Below are 19,153 nucleotides of genomic sequence, written 5' to 3' on the forward strand. Positions count from 1 at the left end.
ACTTTGACACCCGAGTCAAACTTATATTTCGCGAATGCTGTGGCTTTGCGGTAAGTGCTATTAAGCGTTGTTAATAGGGTCCTGCAATTCGTAGCTAGTACTCCGGCCCCCAGAATCCGATTTCACTAAAGCACCACGTTCTACTAAATCAGTGATATCTCGTAATGCAGTATCCGGTGAGCACTTGGCAATCAGAGCCCATTTGCTGCTAGTAAGTTTCCCATCGAATCCATCAAGCAATTTATTAAGTAACTTGATTTGCCGCTCGTTCATCGGCGTTCCAGACCAGTGCTGCCAGAAGCTGGTTTTGATAAGCGTTGTAGAGAGCGCCGCTTCTGCAACTTGGATAGCAGATAGCAGACTACTTAAAAACCAGCTAAGCCACTGCGTCACATCCAACGTCCCCTTTTGGGTTTTCTCAAGAAGATCATAGTAATTTTTACGATCGCGTCCAATTTGCGCTGATAGACTATAAAAACGCTGCGATGATCCATCTGCTCGAGCTAATGCCATGTCGCCAATTGCCCTTGCTATCCGACCATTGCCATCGTCAAAAGGGTGCAGCGTCACAAACCAGAGGTGAGCTAAGCCTGCTTTAATAATGGGGTCATCTTGCTGATCTACATTGAACCAGAGTAAAAACTGCGCCATTTCTGGTGGCAAGAATGGTGCTGGCGGCGCCTCAAAGTGAACCTGTTGACGACTCACGGGGCCCGAGACAACTTGCATGGGTCCTAGGGCATCATCGCGCCAAGTACCAACCAATATTTTGGATAAGCCGCTATAGCCAGCAGGAAAGAGGGCGGCATGCCAGGCGAAGAGTCGTTCTTGCGTTAAATTATTCTGATGGTGCTGGGTAGCGTCGAGCACCATATCAACCACACCATCGATATGACGATCTGCCGGAGCTAAGGCTCCGATTTCGATACCCAGCCGTTTTGCAATGGATGAGCGGACCGAGTTTGGGTCGAGCTTTTCACCTTCAATTTCGCTGGTTTTGAGTACATCTTCGGTGAGTACGCGTAAGGACTCTTGATCGCGCAGGTGAATACCAACATGATGTAAGCGCCCCAGTAGGCGTCCTTGAGCTTGGTAAACCTGAGTCAACAAACCAGTGAGCTGCTTGAGGTCGTATTCCCAATGAGGCCATTGGGAATCTTGCCAAATGTAGTTCTTATCTCCGCTATCCATGCGGAGATTATAGGGTGTATTCACCGCAAAGTCTATTATTCTCCGCATTTATTGCGGATTAAATGGAGGTAATCACCGCATTGTTACAGATATCTTTAATAAATTCCAATAAAATCAATTAGTTAACATCATTAATGGCACGCTAACATCGACCATGTTAGCGTGCAAATTCAGCGTTACTAAGCTAGTTACTGTTGTAATTTTAATGTGGTGCTTGTCAATTAATTATCTTGATGATTTTGAGTTCAATGGATGGTGGCGAGAGCCCTATGTTGGGTTTTTCTAGCAGCGTGTCCATAGTCTTCATCAACAAAAACTAATTTTAGACAGGAGACATGAGATCACGTCAGACTATAGCGTGAGCCCACTTAAATCCTGCATATAGCGCTTCATATTTGAATTGCAGCATAAAAATCATCGTGCAAAGTCAATGAAAATATTGTGTGTGGTTCCAGGTCGGCGCTTGGTATTGCGCCTGACGGGCCAAATCCACCATTCATGAGTGTATTGCGATGATCATGGCCCTGACAGATTTTCTGGCTAATATTGGAAAGGATGCTAGTTAGATGGGCAGCTTTTGCGGTTGAAACACGTATTACCAGGCATTTGGATTTAATGCTTAGTTGATTGATTGAGGTTGGGTTATTTTCTCTGAGAAAGACATAAAGTTGACGAATAGGCTCGTCTCGGATTAATTTCTGAAGGCAAAGTTGGGTGATTTCTTCGATAGAGTGATTGCGGAGGTCAATATACCCGGTAGTAATATTTAACCCAGGAAGCTCTGTGTCATCAAGTCGAAGGGGCAGAATGTATTCAACATCAGATTTAAAGTCTCTGGCCTGCGCTTGTTTTAATTCATGCTTTGGCCATTGTTTTTTTAAATAATTTTCCGATATGAATGGTATGAAAAACCTACATTCACGCCCATATATTTGTTGAAATTTTTGATAAAGATCCTGCCCCCATAGCTCTGCCTCTTCATTGTGATCGTAAAAAACTCGAATTTTCTCAGCCTTAAGCAAGTCTGCGAGGAGTTTTGCCTTGTCGCGGTCTTCCCCGGCGAAAGATAATCCAAAATCATATTTGTACATTGCCATCCCTTTCGACTTGCCCGCATCACCATTGGGCATTAATCACTCTAAAGTAATTTTGACGCAGATCTAATGGTGTCAATAATCTCGTCAAATGTAGGCGTCTCACCAAAAATCATCGTGGACATCTGCTCATAATCCCTGCTTAGCGCTGGGATCATTTCATCATTAGGGTAGATTAAGAAGTTACCATCCGCAGCTAAACTCTGTCGGGAGTCTTTATCAAAAAAGAAGATTGAGGCATGCAAGGCGCATTCCTTGCCAAGCCTAATATCTTTAATGGTATTTTGGCCCACGGTATTATTTAAGAGCATGTGTAAGTCATAGTAATGGCGAGAGATGCGGTTGCCATTATTCCTGAGGCTGCCCCGAGTCTCAAACCAAGCGCATAAGCCATGGGCAATAACCGCTTTATCCCAGAATGTTCTTTCGGGCGCAATGCAATTCACATTTGGTACGCTCAAATCACCACCAATAAATTCTTGGCCTACATAGGGCTTGATGGTCATAAGATTGCTAGGATCTAAAGCGGATTTAGCGCCAGCCTCAATCTTGACCTTCGATTCAATATAGCCATCTTTGCCGGATGTTTCCAGCGATGGGTATTCAACTAGTAGCGTTTGCCGATCAGGATCGGTTGGGTCGATCACAACTTTGAGCTCAGGCATGCTGATGCCCGCATTAGCAAATTCTGTTTCAATTTGCGTAGTAAGACGCTCTTTTAAATGCCCGAGGATGTAGGCGGAACAGGTAGCCTTTACTTCCTTTAGGTATTCAGCGCGTTTATTTTTTCCCCAACTTTGCAGTGTTACTAAGTCAGCTGGATGCCCGATATCTTCGCGATACACGGTGATATCAATGTCTTCAGAAAACCGTGAGATTAAATCGTAGGCTTTTGATAGAGAGGTGCCGCCCTTGAATAAAAGACGTGGTTCACCCTCAGCTTTCCCGTTAAACAGCAGATCCAACGTAAAGCAAACCCAAAAGTCTTTCTCAATGTTACGCAGTGGCGTACCTAAGCGAGTCGCAGTTTCTAAAAAGAGATTGCGCCGATCGGTCTCACTCGCCTGCAGAACTTTGAGGAAGTTGCTATTCATCTGCTCAGTTTAATGAGGGGCTTGAGACTTTGGGTAAATCATTCAAACCCTTGAGCAAGGGATGCATCCATGCTGGCAGGCGAGATAAGTCTTTCTTGAGATCTCGTTGAATCATTACCCCTGCCTTGGGGTCATTAAAGATCTTGGACAAAGTAGCTTTGACATCCGCTTGCGCTGCAGGGTCCTTTTGCTGAATGCCATCTTTGAGCCAATGCAGTGCTTGGACTACTCGCATCGCAGGACGATCGGCCCATAGGAGTTTGCTAGGGGAGGCTAACTTAAATTGGATGGTGAGATTACCAATTTGAATCGGTTTGATGCGTGCATCGGTATGCACAATCACTTTGCCTGGCACTGCATTGGTGAGTCCTAAATCATTGGCGGCGGTCATGCCGTCAATCAGTATGCGAGCACTGTCGCGCCGTGCAATAGCCCAAATCACCTGCTGATAGTTTGGCTGAGTTGGCTTTCCGGTGAGTGGATTGGCTCGTGGACGGTCATATAGACCGTGATCAATGCGGCGTAAATCACCTTTATTGGTCAGGCGTTGCAACGTTTTATCAACGGCGCTACGGCTGCCGAGGTCAAGAAAGTCCCTAGCCGTCCAAACCTTATCAGCTTGACTATGGCTAATGCGCCGAGCAATCAGCGTATTAAGAGGGGTTTTAGGGCTTACTAGGGCGTTCATAGTCCTTAAATTATATACAAATATCGGACAAAAACAATATAAATTAATAGGTAAATTACTATATAAAACAAGGAGTTATCTTTGTATAAAAAATGACCTAAGCTATATATCTCAAAGGATCATAAAGGGGGAGGGTGTTCAAGCCACTTGGCTTAGGTGTCGATGAAGCTACCCTAGCCATGAATGGGAAGCCTTTTTGATCTGGAGCGCGTGCGGAAATTCAGATACTGGGGATTAAAATTGCGTCCTTAGGACGCAATTTTAATCCCCAGCTCTTCCATTGTCTTGAAGGTTGCTGCTTCAAATTGACATGACAGTGCGAGCTATCTTGCTCATGGCTGTAGTTGCAACAATGCGTGTCCACGCCACTTTCAATTTAGCTTGCGAAGTGTTCACAAATGCAAAAAATTGTCGTGTCCACACACTTTTTGAAATTCAGCTAAATTTTAAAAACTTCACAATTGTGAAAATACATTCAAAACTTTTCGATTTTTTTAAAACGCAAAAATGATTTTTGAGGTTCGCTTTTTGTTCTGAAATCGCAAAATTGACCCAAATCATTTCTCGACCCTGGATGCTTTAAAGCCAATTCTCAGAAATATCACTTTGCCATGGGTCTATATGGTATATGGCTCATAAGGCGATGGGCCTGCTAATACCATGTATCGAACCTGCTTAGGGCCATCAAATCCTCTTGTCAGAAGTTTCCCTCAGTTCTTTCTAATTGATCCGATGGTGCTTTTTTGGTTAGCTGCTTACTCTTAATCTTTCACTTATCTGAAGGATGAAGATGCTCTCTATTGAATACACCCACAAACGTTCCCGCCTCTTTCGAATTGAATTGAGCTTAATTGTGCTTGCTTCATTAATTGTCTTGATCTTTGTGTGGCAGATTTTGAGTGTACTCAAATTCATTAAATAAAGAAGGGCTTACTTTATTTTGCTCACGATTTTGATTAATAGGGATGCATCCAACTGGGTGTTTTAAAAGTCACAACCCTCTTATAGATCCAGATATAGCTTGCAGTGAAGATGAATGAGCAGGCAATCATGATGTTGGTCGAATGCCACCAAAGGATTGCGGGCACGATCGCCATGGCTGTTAGGACCCATAAATAGGGTGATGTTTTTGCATTCGCCGTAAAAATATCCTCTTTTTGGGCATTGCAAATCGGATTGAGAATGCGCCTGAAGATCAGTGTATGAAAATGAATTCCATCGGGCAACCCAGGATTTTTCCCTTGATGAATTTTTCGTCTATAGATAGTGAAAAGCGTTTCAAGAATCGGGTAAGCATTGATCAAGAGTGCAAACCATGGTGATATATTTTGGTGGCGTGCCACAAGCATTACGGTAATGATCGCTATCCAAAAACCAATGAGGTAGGCGCCGCCATCCCCAAGAAAGATCAATCCTCTTGGGTAATTCCATAAGAAAAATCCCAAAATAGATCCGGCCATCACTAGGCTGAGGTACATCATCAATGGGTCGCCAACGGTGTAACTTACATAAGTTAAGCCTAGTAAGGTGATGATGCCTACCATGCTAGACAGGCCATTGAAACCATCAATGATGTTGTAGGCATTTGCTAGGCCAGTTACTGCAAAAATAGTAAAGATAATTCCAATACCCGGTAGGGCAAGCAGGTAATCAATGCCGGGAATGTCTAATCTAGGTATTAGTGCGCCTAAATAAATAGCTGCCATACCAGCAGCTATCGCTGTGAAGATCAGGCGAGTTTTGATACCTACTTTTTTGGTCAGGTCCTCGGTTAAGCCAATCGCAAAAGTGGGGATGGCGCAAACCAAGAGGGTGGTCTCAATAGTAGAGCCGGGATTAGATTGCAGGCGAAAGAGGGTGGCGGTGAAAATTCCTATGGCGATACTAATTCCGCCAATTCTGGGGACGGAAAATTTATGAAACTTTTGGGGTCCCGATAAATCAGAGTCGGCAGAAAACTGGCTATGCAAGTGCTGAAAACGAATAATCAGCAATGTTGCAATAAATGAAGAAAAGAAGGCAGCCAATAAACCAGTCATTGGATCATTATAAATTCCAAAACTGTTTTAAGGGGTGGATTTGTCTTTGACTCCTGCGGTGCAGTGTTCTGGGAGTCTTGGCTCTACAGCAGGTATGAGTGCTATTCGGGAGTTATTTTGTCGGACTTTATTTATAAGGGTTTACTTGGGGTCTGGCATTCACTGCTATTGGCGCTCTGGATCAAACACTTTGAGCTTTAACTGTAACGAGATCGCCCCATGCACCCGATCCCCAATCGTTGGGATGACAAAAACGTTGGCCCCTACCCAAGTACCTTCCCAAGTCAATGCTGGCAATGCTGCTGCAAACCAGCCACCGTTATTGGTTTGTGGGTAACCATTGAAGCCACCCAAGACTGCACCCACTTTGATGGGGCCAATGGCGATGGGTTGGTAGTAAACACCGGCGTAGTTGGAGTATTGACGATCACTGTTATAAAAGCGACCTGCTGTTAATGAGGCGACGGTATTAAAGCGGTACTCTAGGCCGGCACCCCAGTTGCCATTATTGAAATTCTTATCTTGCTGAAAATGGTATGAGGCCATTCCAGCATTAACCCAGAGTTGGTTTTTGGTTTCTGGTTTGATGATCTGAAAGAGGTCATCATTGCTAGTCTCATCTGCATGGCTGATACTAGGCATGAGTAGATTTGCCATTGCCAGTAGGCTGAGAAGTGGTTTGGTGACCATCTTGTTTTCTTACTCTTCTATTGCTCTTTACTTCTTGTGGGCTGCGCTATTGCTGCTAACGCCACTTTTTTCTTTTCCCGGCTTACTGAGCTTGAAATCCAATTTTTGACCTTGATAGAGCAGGGTGGCGGATTCATCGCCGATGCTTTGCAGGCTTAAGCCTTTGCCTAGTGTTTCGCCTACGCTGATTGCATTGGTAGGTTTACCGTCAATCTCAAAGATGGCAAAGCCATCCAAGGTTCCGTCTTTGTTTTTTGAAGTAGCCACAACCCCGCGCAAATAAATATTGTCGGTCACGATGGGTTTGCTACCAAAGAGGCCATAAGCATTCGCTCCCTCTTGATTACTATAGAGCGTGATGCCTTTATTAATGCCTGAAGCAGGTTGACCTGGAGGTCCCGGAATTTGCGCAATCTGCATCATCCAGAAAGCGGCGCTCACAGCTGTAATGACCATCAGTAGATAAGTGAGTGCAGTACTAACGGATGCTGGCTTCAAACTAAGGCTAGCCCCTCCCTGAAATGGCGTGCCTTGCTTATTTTGAGAGCCTTTAAGCCACTTTGCTAAGCGTGCTGGTGCACCTATAGTTCTGTCAGAATTTTTAGCTGATGAAGAAGCTTGAGTAGCCTCTTGGGGGCTATTACGCATGGCTTTTAGCCGATCCTGCATTCGTTGGAGAAATTCGCTCAAAGTAACAAAATACCTTTAAAATTTGATTCAGTTTATCTCATTGAAAGCGCTATGTTTATTTCTCGCTGGCTAGGCCAAAAAACCTGTTCTGACCGCAGCAATTGGAGTTTGCAATCGCTCTATGAGAAGCGTCAAACTCGACGTGCTTTGGTTTCAACTTCGGGTTCTACTTCAGCCTCTACTTCGCCTTCTACTTCAGCTCGTAGTAATGCAAGTGATGCTGGTTTCACCCTAATTGAAATCATGGTGGTCATTGCTATTATTGGTATTTTGGCTACCTTGATTGTTCCTAAGATTATGGGTCGTCCAGATGAGGCGCGTGCGACTGCCGCAAAACATGATGTTGGCACGATTGTGCAATCACTCAAACTCTATCGTTTAGATATCGGTCGTTACCCCACTTCAGAACAAGGCATCAAAGCTTTAGTAGAAAAGCCTACTGCTGAACCAGTTCCTCAGAACTGGAAAGCGGGTGGATATTTAGATTCAATGCCTAAAGATCCTTGGGGCAATCCATATCAATACAGCAACCCAGGAACGAAGAGTGAGATTGATGTCTTTAGCTTCGGTGCAGATGGCAAGCCAGGCGGTACTGGGACCGATGCGGATATAGGCAATTGGCAGTAACTATTTCAAGGGTATCTGCAATCGCATTTGCACAGGCTTGTTTCAGAAGGTTTCTGCCCAAGAAAATGGTTTCTAGAAGACTGCGCTATGCGGGCGATGCAGGATTTACCTTAATTGAGTTGTTGATTGCACTTGCTGTAATGGCAATCATGATGGGTGTTGCAGTGCTGGCAATACCTAATCACGACAATCGATATTGGCAAGATAACTTAGATCAATTGGTTAGCTCTCTTAATATGGCGCAAGAAGAAAGCGCCATGGCAGGTATGCCTATCGTGGCTCAAGTGGATTCAACTGGGTGGAGGTTCTTTTCACCAGGGGTGAATGGATCGATGCCGACTATCAGTGATAGTAGTAATTTTGCTAATTCAGCTAAGGCAGGAAGTGGTGCAGTCATTGCGGGGAGCAGTGGTTTGATGCCCGATGTCTATCGCCCGCAACTGTGGCATAAACCTGTCGAGATGGCTTCCTTGCAACTGATCTTAGGTGGTGAGCAAGTCACACAAGCATTGCAAATTCCGATCAGACAAGAAAATCGTCAGGCCCTGTTAATGCGCAATAGGAATGGCCGATTTAGTTGGACTGCGAGTGCCGTCCAATGATGCTGAATCGTCGCCATCCAAATGATCAAAGCGGTTTTGCTTTGATAGAGGTGCTTGTTGGTTTGGCGGTACTCAGTATTGCGCTCTTGGCAGGCTTACGAGCCATAGCTAATGGAGCAGATACTCAGCTTGCAGTTTCACAACGCACGATGGCGCTGTGGAGTGCCGACAATGTCTTGATGGATTTACGTATGAGTCGTGCTTGGCCAGAGCAGGGCACAAGCACTTTTAACTGTCCTCAAGCTTCCTATGTATTTGTGTGTCAACGTAAAGTACTTAGTACTCCTAACCCAGGCTTTAGAAGGGTAGAGGTAACGGTATATCTTTCCAGCCAAAGTAGTGCTGACGTTGCCAATGGCCCGCGTTTGGCTTGGCTGACTACGATCATTCCTAATCCTGCAGGCGGTGTAATGTGAGGTCCTTCGGCTTTAGGTGTTTCAAATTGTCGGTACTTATAAATATTTACCGACATTATGTTACAATAGCCATATGATTTCTACCCGTTCAACCATATTGGACCTAGCACGTCAGCGGGGTATTTTGCGTTCACGTGAATTGGATGAATTGGGCTTGTCTCGAACCGCTTTGTCACGCCTTGTCGAGTCTGGTGCAATCTTGCGCCTGAGTCGCGGACTTTACACATTGCCAAATAGAGAAATAAGTGAGCATGCAACACTTGCAGAAGTTGCGATGAAATATCCTGGCGCGATATTTTGTCTGCTGAGCGCCTTGCAACTTCATGGCGTCAGCACTCAAACTCCGCATCAAGTGTGGATTGCTATTGATAACAAAGCTCGTGCGCCAAAAATGGACTATCCCCCACTGAAGGTTATTCGTTTTTCTGGCGATGCCTTGGAGAGCGGTGTGCAAGATATGGTTGTAGATGGAGTGGTTCATATTCCCGTCACCAATCTTGAAAAAACGATTGCGGACTGCTTTAAATTTCGCAACAAAATTGGACTGGATGTCGCGATTGAGGCCCTACAGGAAGCGTGGAGAACTAAGCGCGTCACAATGGATGGGCTTTGGAATTTTGCTCGTATCTGTAGAGTTTCAAATGTCATGCGACCGTATTTGGAGAGTCTGATATGAGTGAAAAAAATATTGCTGATTCAGTAAAGGCGAGATTAAAAACTAAGGCGATTGCCGAAGGCAAAGATTTCTCTTTAGTGCTGACTAGATATGCCTTAGAGAGATTTTTATATCGTTTAAGTATATCGACGCATACCGAAAATTTTTTACTAAAAGGTGCGCTACTTTTTGACTTATGGTTTGATGTGCCATTTCGGGCAACAAGAGATATCGATCTTCTGGGGTTTGGTTTGGAAGATGCCGCTCATTTGGGGCAGGTCTTTAATGATTTGTGCTTGCTAGAATGCGAGGATGGAGTTCGGTTTGATGCCTCTTCAATTCGCGTTGAGGAAATTCGGAAAGAATCTCATTACGCGGGGTTACGTATCACTCTAAATGGATTTATTGGAAGCGCGAAATGTGTTGTGCAGGTGGATGTGGGTTATGGTGATGCGGTGACACCAGCCCCAGAGCTTGCTGATTACCCAGTCATGCTTAAAGAATTTCCGGTACCGCGTTTACGTGTCTATCCTAAATACACTGTAATTGCTGAAAAATTAGAGGCCATCATTTCTCTTGGTATGGCCAATAGTAGGTTGAAAGACTATTTTGATTTATGGGTTTTACTCAATCACAGCAATCTAGATGAGGAGTTATTGCAAGAGGCAGTTCTGGCCACGACTAGACGCCGGTTAACTGCAATGCCTGCGGGGATGCCCTTAGGCCTCTCAGAGGAGTTTGGGAGTGACTTCAGAAAGCAAGCTCAATGGCTCAGCTTTTCCAATAAGAATCAAATCCATGACATTCACTTTCCAGAAGTGCTTGATTATTTAAGGGATAGGTTTACATACCTTTTTATTCCACCCCCAATTGCCACTAAGGCGCTACAAAAGCTTCCATTTGAATAAGGATCCTTCATTGAATTCAAGCTTACTAGATGCTGACAACCATGAGCAAGGCTTTGCATTGCTTGAGGTAGTGGTTGCTTTAGTGATCATGGCTTTAGTGGGGCTCATGGCATGGCGCGGAATGGATGCGATGATTCGGGGACGAGAAATCATAGACCGCCGTGCTAATCAAGATGCAGGATATTCTCAACTGGTTAGGCAATTTGAACGTGATTGCCAAGAGATTTTGCGTCGTGATGAGATTGGGGCATTGTTTGCTGGCTCTGGTTCCAGTGCTAGTTCTGGTACCGGCTCTGCTGGTAATACATCGGCGATCGCTAGTCTGGCAGCGGGTGCAAAAAATATCTGGTGGGTACGTCGTTACCGCGCGGATAACCAAGATGCCTGGATGATTGTGGGTTATGGCATGTCGCCCTCAGGCTTGCAGCGATTGACTAGTAGACCGCTATTGCGCAAGAGTGAAGTAGGTGCTTTATGGGCCAGCATTAGTCGTGATCCCGATCTCAGTTCTAGCGAGCTATTAGTGAGTTTGGAAATTCCTAGCGTAGTAAAGCAGTCCTTTCAGGTACAAACTTCAGTGATCAGTGGTTCAGGTGGAACGGGTATTAGTGCCAGTGGTACGGCTGCTCCCAGTACTGCGAGTGGGGCTGCAAGCAACTCAGGTACAGGCAATACAGCGATTAGTAATATCTATCCTGATCAACAAGGTGTCGTGATGCAGTGGTGGATTAAAGATATTCCCCTACCCATTACGCGCTCTTGCTTGATGGGAGGCGCGCTGTGATCAAGCTTAAAGCTGGCCATCAAGAGCGTGGCTCGGCAACAGTCACTGCATTGATTGTGGTGGGTGTGGCCGCTGTGCTGTTAGCTGGTTTGATGTGGCGTCAACAAATTCAGATTCGTTCTCTCGAGAATGCCCGTGATTTAGTACAGGCGCAGTGGTTGCAACGTGCCGCGGTGGATTTTGCGCGCCTGGTTTTGGTGGAGGATCAACGCACTTCTCAGTATGACCATTTGGGTGAGACCTGGGCATTACCTTTAGCTGACGGTAAGGTTGCTGACTTTTTAAAGAATGCAGATGTTCCTGATGAGATTGCTGCCGTAACCCTGCGCGGCCAATTAACTGATGCACAAAGTCTATTTAATCTCACCAATTTATGGGATAAAGACTTTAGGTCGATCAATGCGGCCGGGGTTCAAGAGTATGGCCGCCTATTGGAGGCGATTGGGCTGGATCGTGGTTTGGCTCAGCTCACAGCTCAAGGGGTATTGGAATCCGATATGCCCCTATATGACTTAGAAGGCCTCTTGCGCTTACCTTCTTACAATCCCATGATTTTGGAACAAATAAGACCTTTTGTGTCTATTTTACCAATTTTAACGACAGTTAACGCCAATACGGCGCCTCCAGAAGTGTTGATGGCAGCGATTTCGGGATTAACACGCTCGGCTGCAAGCAGTTTTGTGCAACAGCGTTCTACTAGCCCAATGAAGGGCATAGAAGACATCACAACATTGCTCAATAAGATGGGGGCTAGCCAAGGCGTCACGATCGATGCTTCCTTGGTGGATGTGCGTTCACAATTTTGGCTTGCCCGCTCTGAAATCCGCCTGGGAAGAGGTATATTTGTTAGTTCCGCTTTAATTCAGCGCTCTCAGACCCCATTGCCCGGAGGCAATTTCACGCAAGTGATTTGGAGTCGCACTGGAAAATCGGCAATCGAATGAGTTTATTAATAGTACGCGCCCCTCTAAAGCCTTTAAATGGCTCTACTGCTAGCTCTGCGAGCGACTGGCAGGATTTGGCGTGTGCTGAGCGTTTTGAATGGTGCCTATTAGAAGGTACTCTTATAGAAGGTAGCGCTGCAGGAGTTAATGCCGCCTATCAAACAGGTGTGGGCACCACCGAGTCGATGCCGTATGCCGATCAAGCTTTAGTATTAATGCCCACCCTGGATGTGCGCTTAATAGAAGCCAAAGTACCACTGGCAAATGCAAAAAAATTACAACAAATACTTCCGAATCTAGTAGAAGAATATTTACTCGGCGGTGTTGAAGCACTTTCAGTGCAAGCTTTTCCACCGGTACCTGGCAAGCCAGCTTTACAAAGAACTTTAGCTTTAATTGATCGTGCTTGGTTGGCATGGCTGACTAAGCAGTGCGAGAACTTACTCTGCCCTCGTGTACGTTTAATTCCGGATTGTTTGGTGTTGCAACTCACGGGTACTGAAATAGATTTAGCTAAGCAATCGATTGCACCAACGACGAGTTTTATCCGGGAAGAAGGCAGTCTGATTTTGACGAGACGAACTGGTGAACAGCTCGGTGTTGCCTGGGTTGAACGCGAAAACCTCGAGCAAGGCATTGCTTTGCCTAGTAGCCTTGGTAAAGACCAGGCGGTCGAGATTTCTTGGGATTGGCTGGCACCTAGTGCGCAGGCATTCATTCGCGAAAACGTGAGTAGTAAGTCTGCAAATTTCGCATTAAATCTATTGCCGCGCACCTTCAGAAAACAACTGGGTAAATCTGCTTTTGGCTCTTCTTTATCGAGTCTTTCTCAATTGTCAAAAACGGCTGGACTATCAGGAATATTTGGTCGTCAACAGGCTGGCCAAGCTGGAGTAGATTCCAGTGGAATGTCTTGGTCTGATCCCGCAGTCTGGCAACGTTCTCGTCAATGGTTAGGCTTTGCGCTGGCTACCGTGATTATTGGATTTGTATTGCACTTGAGTTGGCTTGCAGTGGATAACTGGCGTTGGGGTAAGCGCATTGAACTACTGGCTGCCCAGTCGCTGAATTCAGCATCTGTGTCCGCTCTCAATCAGAGTGGGTCAGGTGCTACCTATCAGGCAGTGCTTACCGCCTTTATTAAACAAGTGACTCAAGATCAACGTCGTCAAGGCGTGGTGACCGACGCAGACTTCTCTTCAATGTCGGCCAAGTTGCAGCAATTAAAAGCAGGGTTTGGAGCGGAAGTATTGCAATCAATTGATTACGACGGCTACGGTATTGATTTTCAATTCAAGCCAGGCGCCCTCCAGAAAACTCCTGAGCAAGTCATGCAACAGGCCAGAACGCTGGGCTTAATGGTGAGTCCCCTGGGCGCTAATCGTTATCGCTTGGAGCCGTATTCTGGATTGGGGGGTTCTCAATGAGCCAGTTCCCGAACGCTTTCCAAGAAAAATTACTCGCGATGATCAAGCGACTGAAAGAACTTCTCGGTAAAGACTATTCCTTGAATGATTTGAAGGGCGCCTTGCGAAATCTAGGACCTCAAGCGAAGCGTCTTCAGGCTAGGTTGGTAGAGATTTCTAAAGCTTCATCTAAGGCGCGTACTGAAGATGGTATTGAGTCCGATGCACCATGGGATTTCAAGCGGGTATTGAGTCTGTCTCAGACCTGGGTTGTACGCCAACGCAAGTTGCTGTTGACACTTCTAGCAATCTTGGCGGTGTTGCTATTGCATCGCTACGCCTTGTTACCCTATGTACGCAATATCGAAGCGCAACTATCAATGCGGCCTGCGCAGTGGTCTCAACTGCAAAGCCTGATTAAGTTATCGAAGTCCAATACCTCTACCGTGCCGGCCATGATTAGCACCGTAGCCCCTTTGGATGAGATGGAGTTGCAAAAACTCAAGGGCATCTTAACTTCCCGTGGCATCAAGCCAGCCGTCCTAAGATTAACGACAGATAATCCACCGCGCGTAGAGCTGCAATCGAGTGAAGTGATGTTCTCCGTATTGTTAGATGCCTTAGATGAATTACGCACAACCTGGCGTCTGTATCCAAGCCAGTTAAATGTTGTGGCAGCCAATGGGCCTGGTGTTGTCAATATCAGCGCAACTCTATTGCAGTTTGGCGGCAATACGCTCAGTTCGACTGCTGCAAATGCCAACTATCAGAACACCGCTAATGTCATCTCTGGAGCAGGGCAATGAAACTACGCCTAGATTTGACTCGCCAACATTTACCTAAATGGTTATGGGTAGTCTTGGTGTTGGCCTGTGGCTGGGTCATAGTTAGACAAATGCCAGTCGCCTGGGTTGGTGGCGCATTGGCGTCGCAGACGGCTTGCCGAGTGATGCTTGAGCAGCCGATTGGCACTATTTGGCAGGGAAGTGCCGCTTTAGCCTTTTCCGAGCCCAACGCTACTGAGGGTGGATGCCGAGAGGCCATGTCCGTGACTGAGCGTTTTCATTGGGAGACTTCCTGCAAACCCTTCTCTTTAAGCTGTCAGTCAGAAATTCAGTTTGCCGCCTTAGATCAGCCTCAGTCGATTCAGTGGCGTTTGGGTAAGACACTGATTGCCGCTAATGAGATTAAGCTTCCAGCCAATGTTTTAGAGGGTTTGGGCAATCCATGGAGCACTTTGCGTCCGCGGGGTGGATTGGGCGCGCGCTGGACTGACCTGAGCATTGATACTGTAGGGGGTTCCGAGGGTGCTGGAGCCGGTTCTTCGGGAGTAATTCGAATTATCATAAGTAACTTGACCAGCCCCATCAGCCCTGTGAAGCCTTTGGGTAGCTACGAGATTGCTGGCAATATCGCCCCAGAGGGTCTAAATTGGGTCCTATCCACTACAAGTGGCCCGCTCTTATTAAAAGGGCAGGGCGGCGTTGCCAGTAAAGCGGGTATGTATTTTTCAGGGGAAGCTTCCGCTTCTCCAGAAGCGCAAGAATCATTGATTGGTTTATTGTCTTTGTTGGGCAAAAAAGAAGGCGATGTGTATCGCCTCAAGTTTTAAGTTCTTAAGAAAATGAGTATGCAAATAGTATTAAGTAATCTTCAACAGAATTTGCGCAAGCGGTTAGCGCAGCTGGTCATCGTGTGCGTCGCCGGTGAAAGCATGCTCATGCCTTTGGCATACGCTCAGTCAGCGCCGCCGCAATCCAATATCGCAGTACCCGATGAAGGTAGTGTGACTTTGTCATTTTCAAACGCCGATATTGAATCCGTAGCCAATGTATTAGCAAAGGCAACTGGTCAAACCATCTTAGTTGACCCTAAAGTCAAAGGCACAATTAACCTCATCAGTAATAGACCACTTACCAAGTCAAAAGCATTGGATGCATTTTCTACAGCCTTGCGTACTTCTGGATTTGCGCTGGTGGATGTGAATGGGGTTTACCGTGTGGTTGCGGAAGCGGATGCCAAGCTTATTAGTAATTCAGTCACTACGGGTAAAGGCAAACAGGACGGCGATCAAATTATTACGCGCGTTTTCAAGCTGAACTTTGAATCTGCCAATAATCTCTTGCCAGTCTTGCGCCCTTTAGTGTCACCCAACAATACGATTAATGCCTACCCTGGCAACAACACGATTGTGATTACCGATTACGCCAGCAACATTCAGCGGATCTCGAAGTTAATTGAATCCATTGATGCACCTACCTCGAGTGATGTGCAGAGTATTAAATTGCAATTTGCCATTGCTACTGACATGGCAACTATTTTGAGCAAGGTCTTAGACACAGCCACTACTGGCGGTGCCGATCCTTCCCTGAAAACCATGATTCTGGCGGAGCCCAGAAGTAACTCTATCTTGGTACGTGGTGCAAGTGCAGAGCGTATTCGTCAAATTCGGATGTTGGTTGCGCGCTTGGATGTGCCTACTGCCAACAACGGCAATATTTGGGTAGTCCCACTCAAGAATGCGGAAGCTACGAAGTTAGCAGTCACCTTACGTGCGATTGTGGCGGCCGATGCAACCCTTTCTGCGCAAGTCGGTGGCACACCTGGGCAGCCGGGATCGGTTAATCCTGCGGCCAATTTAAATCAGCCTCAAGCCAATCAACAAACCAGCGCGCCAGGTGCTACTGGATCTAGTGCAGCCACTTCCGCATTAACCAGTTCAAGTAATCCCACCACGGGCGGCATTATTCAGGCGGAGCCCGCTACAAACTCCATCATCATTACTGCAAGCGAGCCTTTGTATCGCAACTTGCGTCATGTGATTGAGCAGTTGGATCGCCGCCGTACTCAGGTCTATATTGAATCGCTCATCGCTGAGGTGAGCTCTACCAATGCGGAAGAGCTAGGTATTCAGTGGCAAGGTCTCGTCGGATCAGGCAATCAAAACGTCGGCTTTGGTGGTACGAACTTCACTAACGCTGCAGGCCAGATCGGATCGAACATTGTTGGGCTTGGCTCAAACGTGAATAATATTCTCAATCCGGGTAATCCATCTGGTGTGCCAATTCCACCGGCACCGGGTTTGAATTTGGGGATGTTGACCAAATTTAATGGCACTTATGGAATGTCCGCTTTGTTAACGGCCTTGGCAACTACGCAAGGTACGAATATTTTGTCGACGCCAAACCTGATCACATTGGATAACGAAGAGGCCCGTATCGTCGTGGGCCAGAACGTACCAATCATTACGGGTTCTTACGCTCAAACAGGCTCCACTAGTACAGTGACACCATTTCAGACTTATACCCGCCAAGACGTGGGTTTAACTTTGCGTGTGCGCCCACAAGTGTCGGATAACGGCGTGGTGAAGATGCAGATTTATCAAGAGGTCTCCTCCATCTATAACCAGAGTTTTGCCTCCGGCATTATTTTGAACAAACGCAATATCGAATCCAATGTATTAGTGGATGATGGTCAGATTATTGTGTTGGGCGGTTTGATTGAAGATAAATACAACGATGGCTCTAGCGGCATTCCATTCTTAAAAGATATTCCATGGATTGGGGCGCTCTTTCGTTCTGATTCGAAGACCCGTACTAAAACCAATTTGTTGGTATTTATTCGCCCTTACATCTTGCGCGATAAAGATCAGACTGCGGATATCACTACCAATCGCTTGAACTTAGTGCAGCAAACTGAAAATCAATTTAAGCAGGCGCCAATGCTCTTGCCAAAAGAGGATTTGACAAAGATGTCAGATCTAGAGCCTCCACTCATTCCGCCAGGTAAGCCTGTAGCACCGGTACCGAGTAATCTGCCTTCATCCGGCTTAACCAAGCCAATACCAGTGCGACCTTCGACTGCGCCAGCTTCATCCGCGCCGTTGCCGATTACGATTCAATAATGTCGCGACTCCCTCGTATCCCCTTTGGCTACGCAAAGGCGAATGAGATCCTCTTGAAAAAGAGTGAGGATCCAGAGGGAGTGCCAACCTTAATTCATAGTGCGAAGACTGACTTATCAGTGCTGCAAGAGATCTGTCGTTTAGTGGGACCCATTCATCGGCTTGAGCAAGCAAGTGAGCAGGTATTGGAAGCGCTCAATGCGGCGTACTCTGAAGGTGACTTAAATGCCTCCCAAGTAGTAGATGAAGTAGAGGAAGCGGTCGATCTCTCACGCCTCCTGCAGGAGATGCCCGTCTCTGAAGATTTGCTGGAGATGAATGACGATGCTCCGGTCATCCGCATGATTAACAGTCTATTGAAGCAGGCTAGCCGCGATGGGGCGTCGGATATTCATTTGGAAGCATTCGAGCGTAAATCGCTGGTGCGCTTTCGGGTAGATGGCAATTTGCGCGACATCGTGGATATGCGTCGTGACCTGCATGCCGCTCTGGTTTCTCGTATCAAGATCATGGCATCGTTGGATATCGCTGAAAAGCGTATGCCTCAAGATGGCCGTATTTCATTGCGAGTAGGTGGGCGCGCGATCGACGTTCGCGTTTCTACTTTGCCAACATCACATGGTGAGCGCGTGGTATTGCGTTTACTGGAAAAGAACTACGATCGCCTAGATTTGCGAGCCTTAGGTATGGCCGAGGACACCTTTACGCAGTTTGATCAGTTGATTCATCGCCCGCACGGCATTGTTTTAGTAACTGGCCCTACAGGTAGCGGTAAAACCACGACCTTGTATGGCGCTTTATTACGCTTGCGTAATAAGATCAACAACATCATGACGGTAGAAGACCCTATCGAGTACAACCTCGATGGCATTGGCCAAACCCAGGTGAACTCCCGCATTGATATGAACTTTGCGCGGGCATTGCGCGCGATCTTGCGTCAAGATCCCGATATTGTGATGATTGGTGAGATCCGCGATTTAGAAACAGCACAGATTGCTGTGCAAGCCTCATTGACTGGGCATTTGGTTTTAGCCACCTTGCATACAAACGATGCCCCATCCGCCGTCACGCGGTTGATTGATATGGGGATTGAACCTTTCTTGCTCTCTTCCACCTTATTGGGTGTATTGGGTCAGCGCCTGATTCGTCTGTCTTGTACAGCATGTGGCGGCAAGGGATGCGCTGTTTGTGGCGACTCTGGATACAGTGGTCGCGCAGGCATTTATGAGCTGATGTCGACCAATGAAAAGATTCGTGAACTCATTCATCAGCAGGCATCCGAAAGCGAGATCCGTAAGCAGGCCCTAGTGGGTGGAATGCGCACTTTGGCTGATGATGGCAAACGATGGGTTGCCGATGGTAAATCCACCCCAGAAGAAATTCTGCGAGTGACTGGTTCAGTAGAAATAGATTAATCGATA

Annotated in this window: 19 protein-coding genes; 12 read left to right on the forward strand and 7 right to left on the reverse strand. The window is 46.5% G+C overall.

Features of this window, described 5'->3' with window-relative positions; translation table 11 throughout:
* Window positions 1-60: 60 nt before the first annotated feature.
* The 7 genes from ICN42_RS04255 to ICN42_RS04285 all read right to left on the reverse strand — a co-directional run bounded on the left by ICN42_RS04255 (window position 61) and on the right by ICN42_RS04285 (window position 7,444).
* On the reverse strand, window positions 61-1,191 hold the full coding sequence (locus ICN42_RS04255) for a Fic family protein (RefSeq protein WP_216251347.1): 1,131 nt from the start codon (window positions 1,189-1,191) through the stop codon (window positions 61-63).
* A gap of 389 nt (window positions 1,192-1,580) precedes the next feature.
* Window positions 1,581-2,321: a toll/interleukin-1 receptor domain-containing protein gene (locus ICN42_RS04260; protein ID WP_216251350.1), complete on the reverse strand. Its 741-nt coding sequence runs from the start codon at window positions 2,319-2,321 to the stop codon at window positions 1,581-1,583.
* A gap of 8 nt (window positions 2,322-2,329) precedes the next feature.
* On the reverse strand, window positions 2,330-3,379 hold the full coding sequence (locus tag ICN42_RS04265) for a nucleotidyl transferase AbiEii/AbiGii toxin family protein (RefSeq protein WP_216251353.1): 1,050 nt from the start codon (window positions 3,377-3,379) through the stop codon (window positions 2,330-2,332).
* A 4-nt stretch (window positions 3,380-3,383) separates the two neighbouring features.
* Window positions 3,384-4,067, reverse strand: coding sequence for a DUF6088 family protein (locus tag ICN42_RS04270; RefSeq protein WP_223146574.1), 684 nt, complete (start codon window positions 4,065-4,067; stop codon window positions 3,384-3,386).
* Between the two features lie 956 nt (window positions 4,068-5,023).
* Complete coding sequence (locus ICN42_RS04275; RefSeq protein ID WP_216251355.1) at window positions 5,024-6,106, reverse strand: glycosyltransferase; 1,083 nt, start codon at window positions 6,104-6,106, stop codon at window positions 5,024-5,026.
* Between the two features lie 165 nt (window positions 6,107-6,271).
* The gene (locus ICN42_RS04280) at window positions 6,272-6,796 is read right to left on the reverse strand and encodes a hypothetical protein (RefSeq protein WP_255539232.1); all 525 of its coding nucleotides are present in this window, start codon (window positions 6,794-6,796) and stop codon (window positions 6,272-6,274) included.
* 27 nt (window positions 6,797-6,823) lie between these two features.
* Window positions 6,824-7,444: a hypothetical protein gene (locus tag ICN42_RS04285; RefSeq protein ID WP_216251357.1), complete on the reverse strand. Its 621-nt coding sequence runs from the start codon at window positions 7,442-7,444 to the stop codon at window positions 6,824-6,826.
* A gap of 93 nt (window positions 7,445-7,537) precedes the next feature.
* On the opposite strand from ICN42_RS04285, the gene gspG reads away from it, so the two are divergent.
* The 12 genes from gspG to ICN42_RS04345 all read left to right on the forward strand — a co-directional run bounded on the left by gspG (window position 7,538) and on the right by ICN42_RS04345 (window position 19,147).
* On the forward strand, window positions 7,538-8,113 hold the full coding sequence (gspG, locus tag ICN42_RS04290) for a type II secretion system major pseudopilin GspG (RefSeq protein ID WP_216251359.1): 576 nt from the start codon (window positions 7,538-7,540) through the stop codon (window positions 8,111-8,113).
* Window positions 8,104-8,715, forward strand: coding sequence for a prepilin-type N-terminal cleavage/methylation domain-containing protein (locus tag ICN42_RS04295; protein WP_216251371.1), 612 nt, complete (start codon window positions 8,104-8,106; stop codon window positions 8,713-8,715). Before gspG ends, ICN42_RS04295 begins: the two co-directional genes overlap by 10 nt.
* Window positions 8,712-9,131, forward strand: coding sequence for a type II secretion system minor pseudopilin GspI (gene gspI / locus ICN42_RS04300; protein WP_216251374.1), 420 nt, complete (start codon window positions 8,712-8,714; stop codon window positions 9,129-9,131). The genes ICN42_RS04295 and gspI overlap by 4 nt, the downstream gene beginning before the upstream one ends.
* Before the next feature lie 73 nt (window positions 9,132-9,204).
* A complete protein-coding gene (locus ICN42_RS04305; RefSeq protein ID WP_216251378.1) occupies window positions 9,205-9,807 on the forward strand; it encodes an AbiEi antitoxin N-terminal domain-containing protein in 603 nt (200 codons plus the stop codon).
* Window positions 9,804-10,694, forward strand: a complete 891-nt coding sequence (locus tag ICN42_RS04310; protein WP_216251381.1) for a nucleotidyl transferase AbiEii/AbiGii toxin family protein — start codon at window positions 9,804-9,806, stop codon at window positions 10,692-10,694. Before ICN42_RS04305 ends, ICN42_RS04310 begins: the two co-directional genes overlap by 4 nt.
* Window positions 10,695-10,704: 10 nt before the next feature.
* On the forward strand, window positions 10,705-11,478 hold the full coding sequence (locus ICN42_RS04315; protein WP_216251384.1) for a type II secretion system protein J: 774 nt from the start codon (window positions 10,705-10,707) through the stop codon (window positions 11,476-11,478).
* Window positions 11,475-12,422, forward strand: a complete 948-nt coding sequence (gene gspK, locus ICN42_RS04320) for a type II secretion system minor pseudopilin GspK (RefSeq protein WP_216251387.1) — start codon at window positions 11,475-11,477, stop codon at window positions 12,420-12,422. The genes ICN42_RS04315 and gspK overlap by 4 nt, the downstream gene beginning before the upstream one ends.
* Window positions 12,419-13,849: a type II secretion system protein GspL gene (locus ICN42_RS04325; protein ID WP_216251391.1), complete on the forward strand. Its 1,431-nt coding sequence runs from the start codon at window positions 12,419-12,421 to the stop codon at window positions 13,847-13,849. Before gspK ends, ICN42_RS04325 begins: the two co-directional genes overlap by 4 nt.
* Window positions 13,846-14,634, forward strand: coding sequence for a type II secretion system protein M (locus tag ICN42_RS04330; RefSeq protein WP_216251393.1), 789 nt, complete (start codon window positions 13,846-13,848; stop codon window positions 14,632-14,634). The genes ICN42_RS04325 and ICN42_RS04330 overlap by 4 nt, the downstream gene beginning before the upstream one ends.
* Entirely contained in the window at window positions 14,631-15,440 is an 810-nt protein-coding gene (gene gspN, locus ICN42_RS04335) for a type II secretion system protein N (RefSeq protein WP_216251395.1), read from the forward strand. The genes ICN42_RS04330 and gspN overlap by 4 nt, the downstream gene beginning before the upstream one ends.
* Window positions 15,441-15,458: 18 nt before the next feature.
* Window positions 15,459-17,732: a type II secretion system secretin GspD gene (gene gspD, locus ICN42_RS04340; protein ID WP_216251398.1), complete on the forward strand. Its 2,274-nt coding sequence runs from the start codon at window positions 15,459-15,461 to the stop codon at window positions 17,730-17,732.
* Window positions 17,732-19,147 carry a GspE/PulE family protein gene (locus ICN42_RS04345; protein WP_216251402.1) on the forward strand — a complete coding sequence of 472 codons (1,416 nt, stop codon included), beginning with the start codon at window positions 17,732-17,734 and terminating at the stop codon, window positions 19,145-19,147. The genes gspD and ICN42_RS04345 overlap by 1 nt, the downstream gene beginning before the upstream one ends.
* Window positions 19,148-19,153: the final 6 nt, after the last annotated feature.

The organism is Polynucleobacter sp. 71A-WALBACH (assembly GCF_018882365.1).
In the GTDB taxonomy this organism is placed as follows: Bacteria; Pseudomonadota; Gammaproteobacteria; order Burkholderiales; family Burkholderiaceae; genus Polynucleobacter.

Coding starts and splice junctions, on each gene's coding strand:
- ICN42_RS04330 (WP_216251393.1), top strand. CDS start 13,846: ATGAGCCAGTTCCCGAACGCTTTCCAAGAAAAATTACTCGCGATGATC.
- ICN42_RS04255 (WP_216251347.1), bottom strand. CDS start 1,191: ATGGATAGCGGAGATAAGAACTACATTTGGCAAGATTCCCAATGGCCT.
- ICN42_RS04265 (WP_216251353.1), bottom strand. CDS start 3,379: ATGAATAGCAACTTCCTCAAAGTTCTGCAGGCGAGTGAGACCGATCGG.
- gspN (WP_216251395.1), top strand. CDS start 14,631: ATGAAACTACGCCTAGATTTGACTCGCCAACATTTACCTAAATGGTTA.
- ICN42_RS04285 (WP_216251357.1), bottom strand. CDS start 7,444: ATGCGTAATAGCCCCCAAGAGGCTACTCAAGCTTCTTCATCAGCTAAA.
- ICN42_RS04310 (WP_216251381.1), top strand. CDS start 9,804: ATGAGTGAAAAAAATATTGCTGATTCAGTAAAGGCGAGATTAAAAACT.
- ICN42_RS04345 (WP_216251402.1), top strand. CDS start 17,732: ATGTCGCGACTCCCTCGTATCCCCTTTGGCTACGCAAAGGCGAATGAG.
- ICN42_RS04270 (WP_223146574.1), bottom strand. CDS start 4,067: ATGAACGCCCTAGTAAGCCCTAAAACCCCTCTTAATACGCTGATTGCT.
- ICN42_RS04325 (WP_216251391.1), top strand. CDS start 12,419: ATGAGTTTATTAATAGTACGCGCCCCTCTAAAGCCTTTAAATGGCTCT.
- ICN42_RS04305 (WP_216251378.1), top strand. CDS start 9,205: ATGATTTCTACCCGTTCAACCATATTGGACCTAGCACGTCAGCGGGGT.
- gspD (WP_216251398.1), top strand. CDS start 15,459: ATGCAAATAGTATTAAGTAATCTTCAACAGAATTTGCGCAAGCGGTTA.
- ICN42_RS04260 (WP_216251350.1), bottom strand. CDS start 2,321: ATGCCCAATGGTGATGCGGGCAAGTCGAAAGGGATGGCAATGTACAAA.
- ICN42_RS04275 (WP_216251355.1), bottom strand. CDS start 6,106: ATGACTGGTTTATTGGCTGCCTTCTTTTCTTCATTTATTGCAACATTG.
- ICN42_RS04280 (WP_255539232.1), bottom strand. CDS start 6,796: ATGGTCACCAAACCACTTCTCAGCCTACTGGCAATGGCAAATCTACTC.
- gspG (WP_216251359.1), top strand. CDS start 7,538: ATGTTTATTTCTCGCTGGCTAGGCCAAAAAACCTGTTCTGACCGCAGC.
- gspI (WP_216251374.1), top strand. CDS start 8,712: ATGATGCTGAATCGTCGCCATCCAAATGATCAAAGCGGTTTTGCTTTG.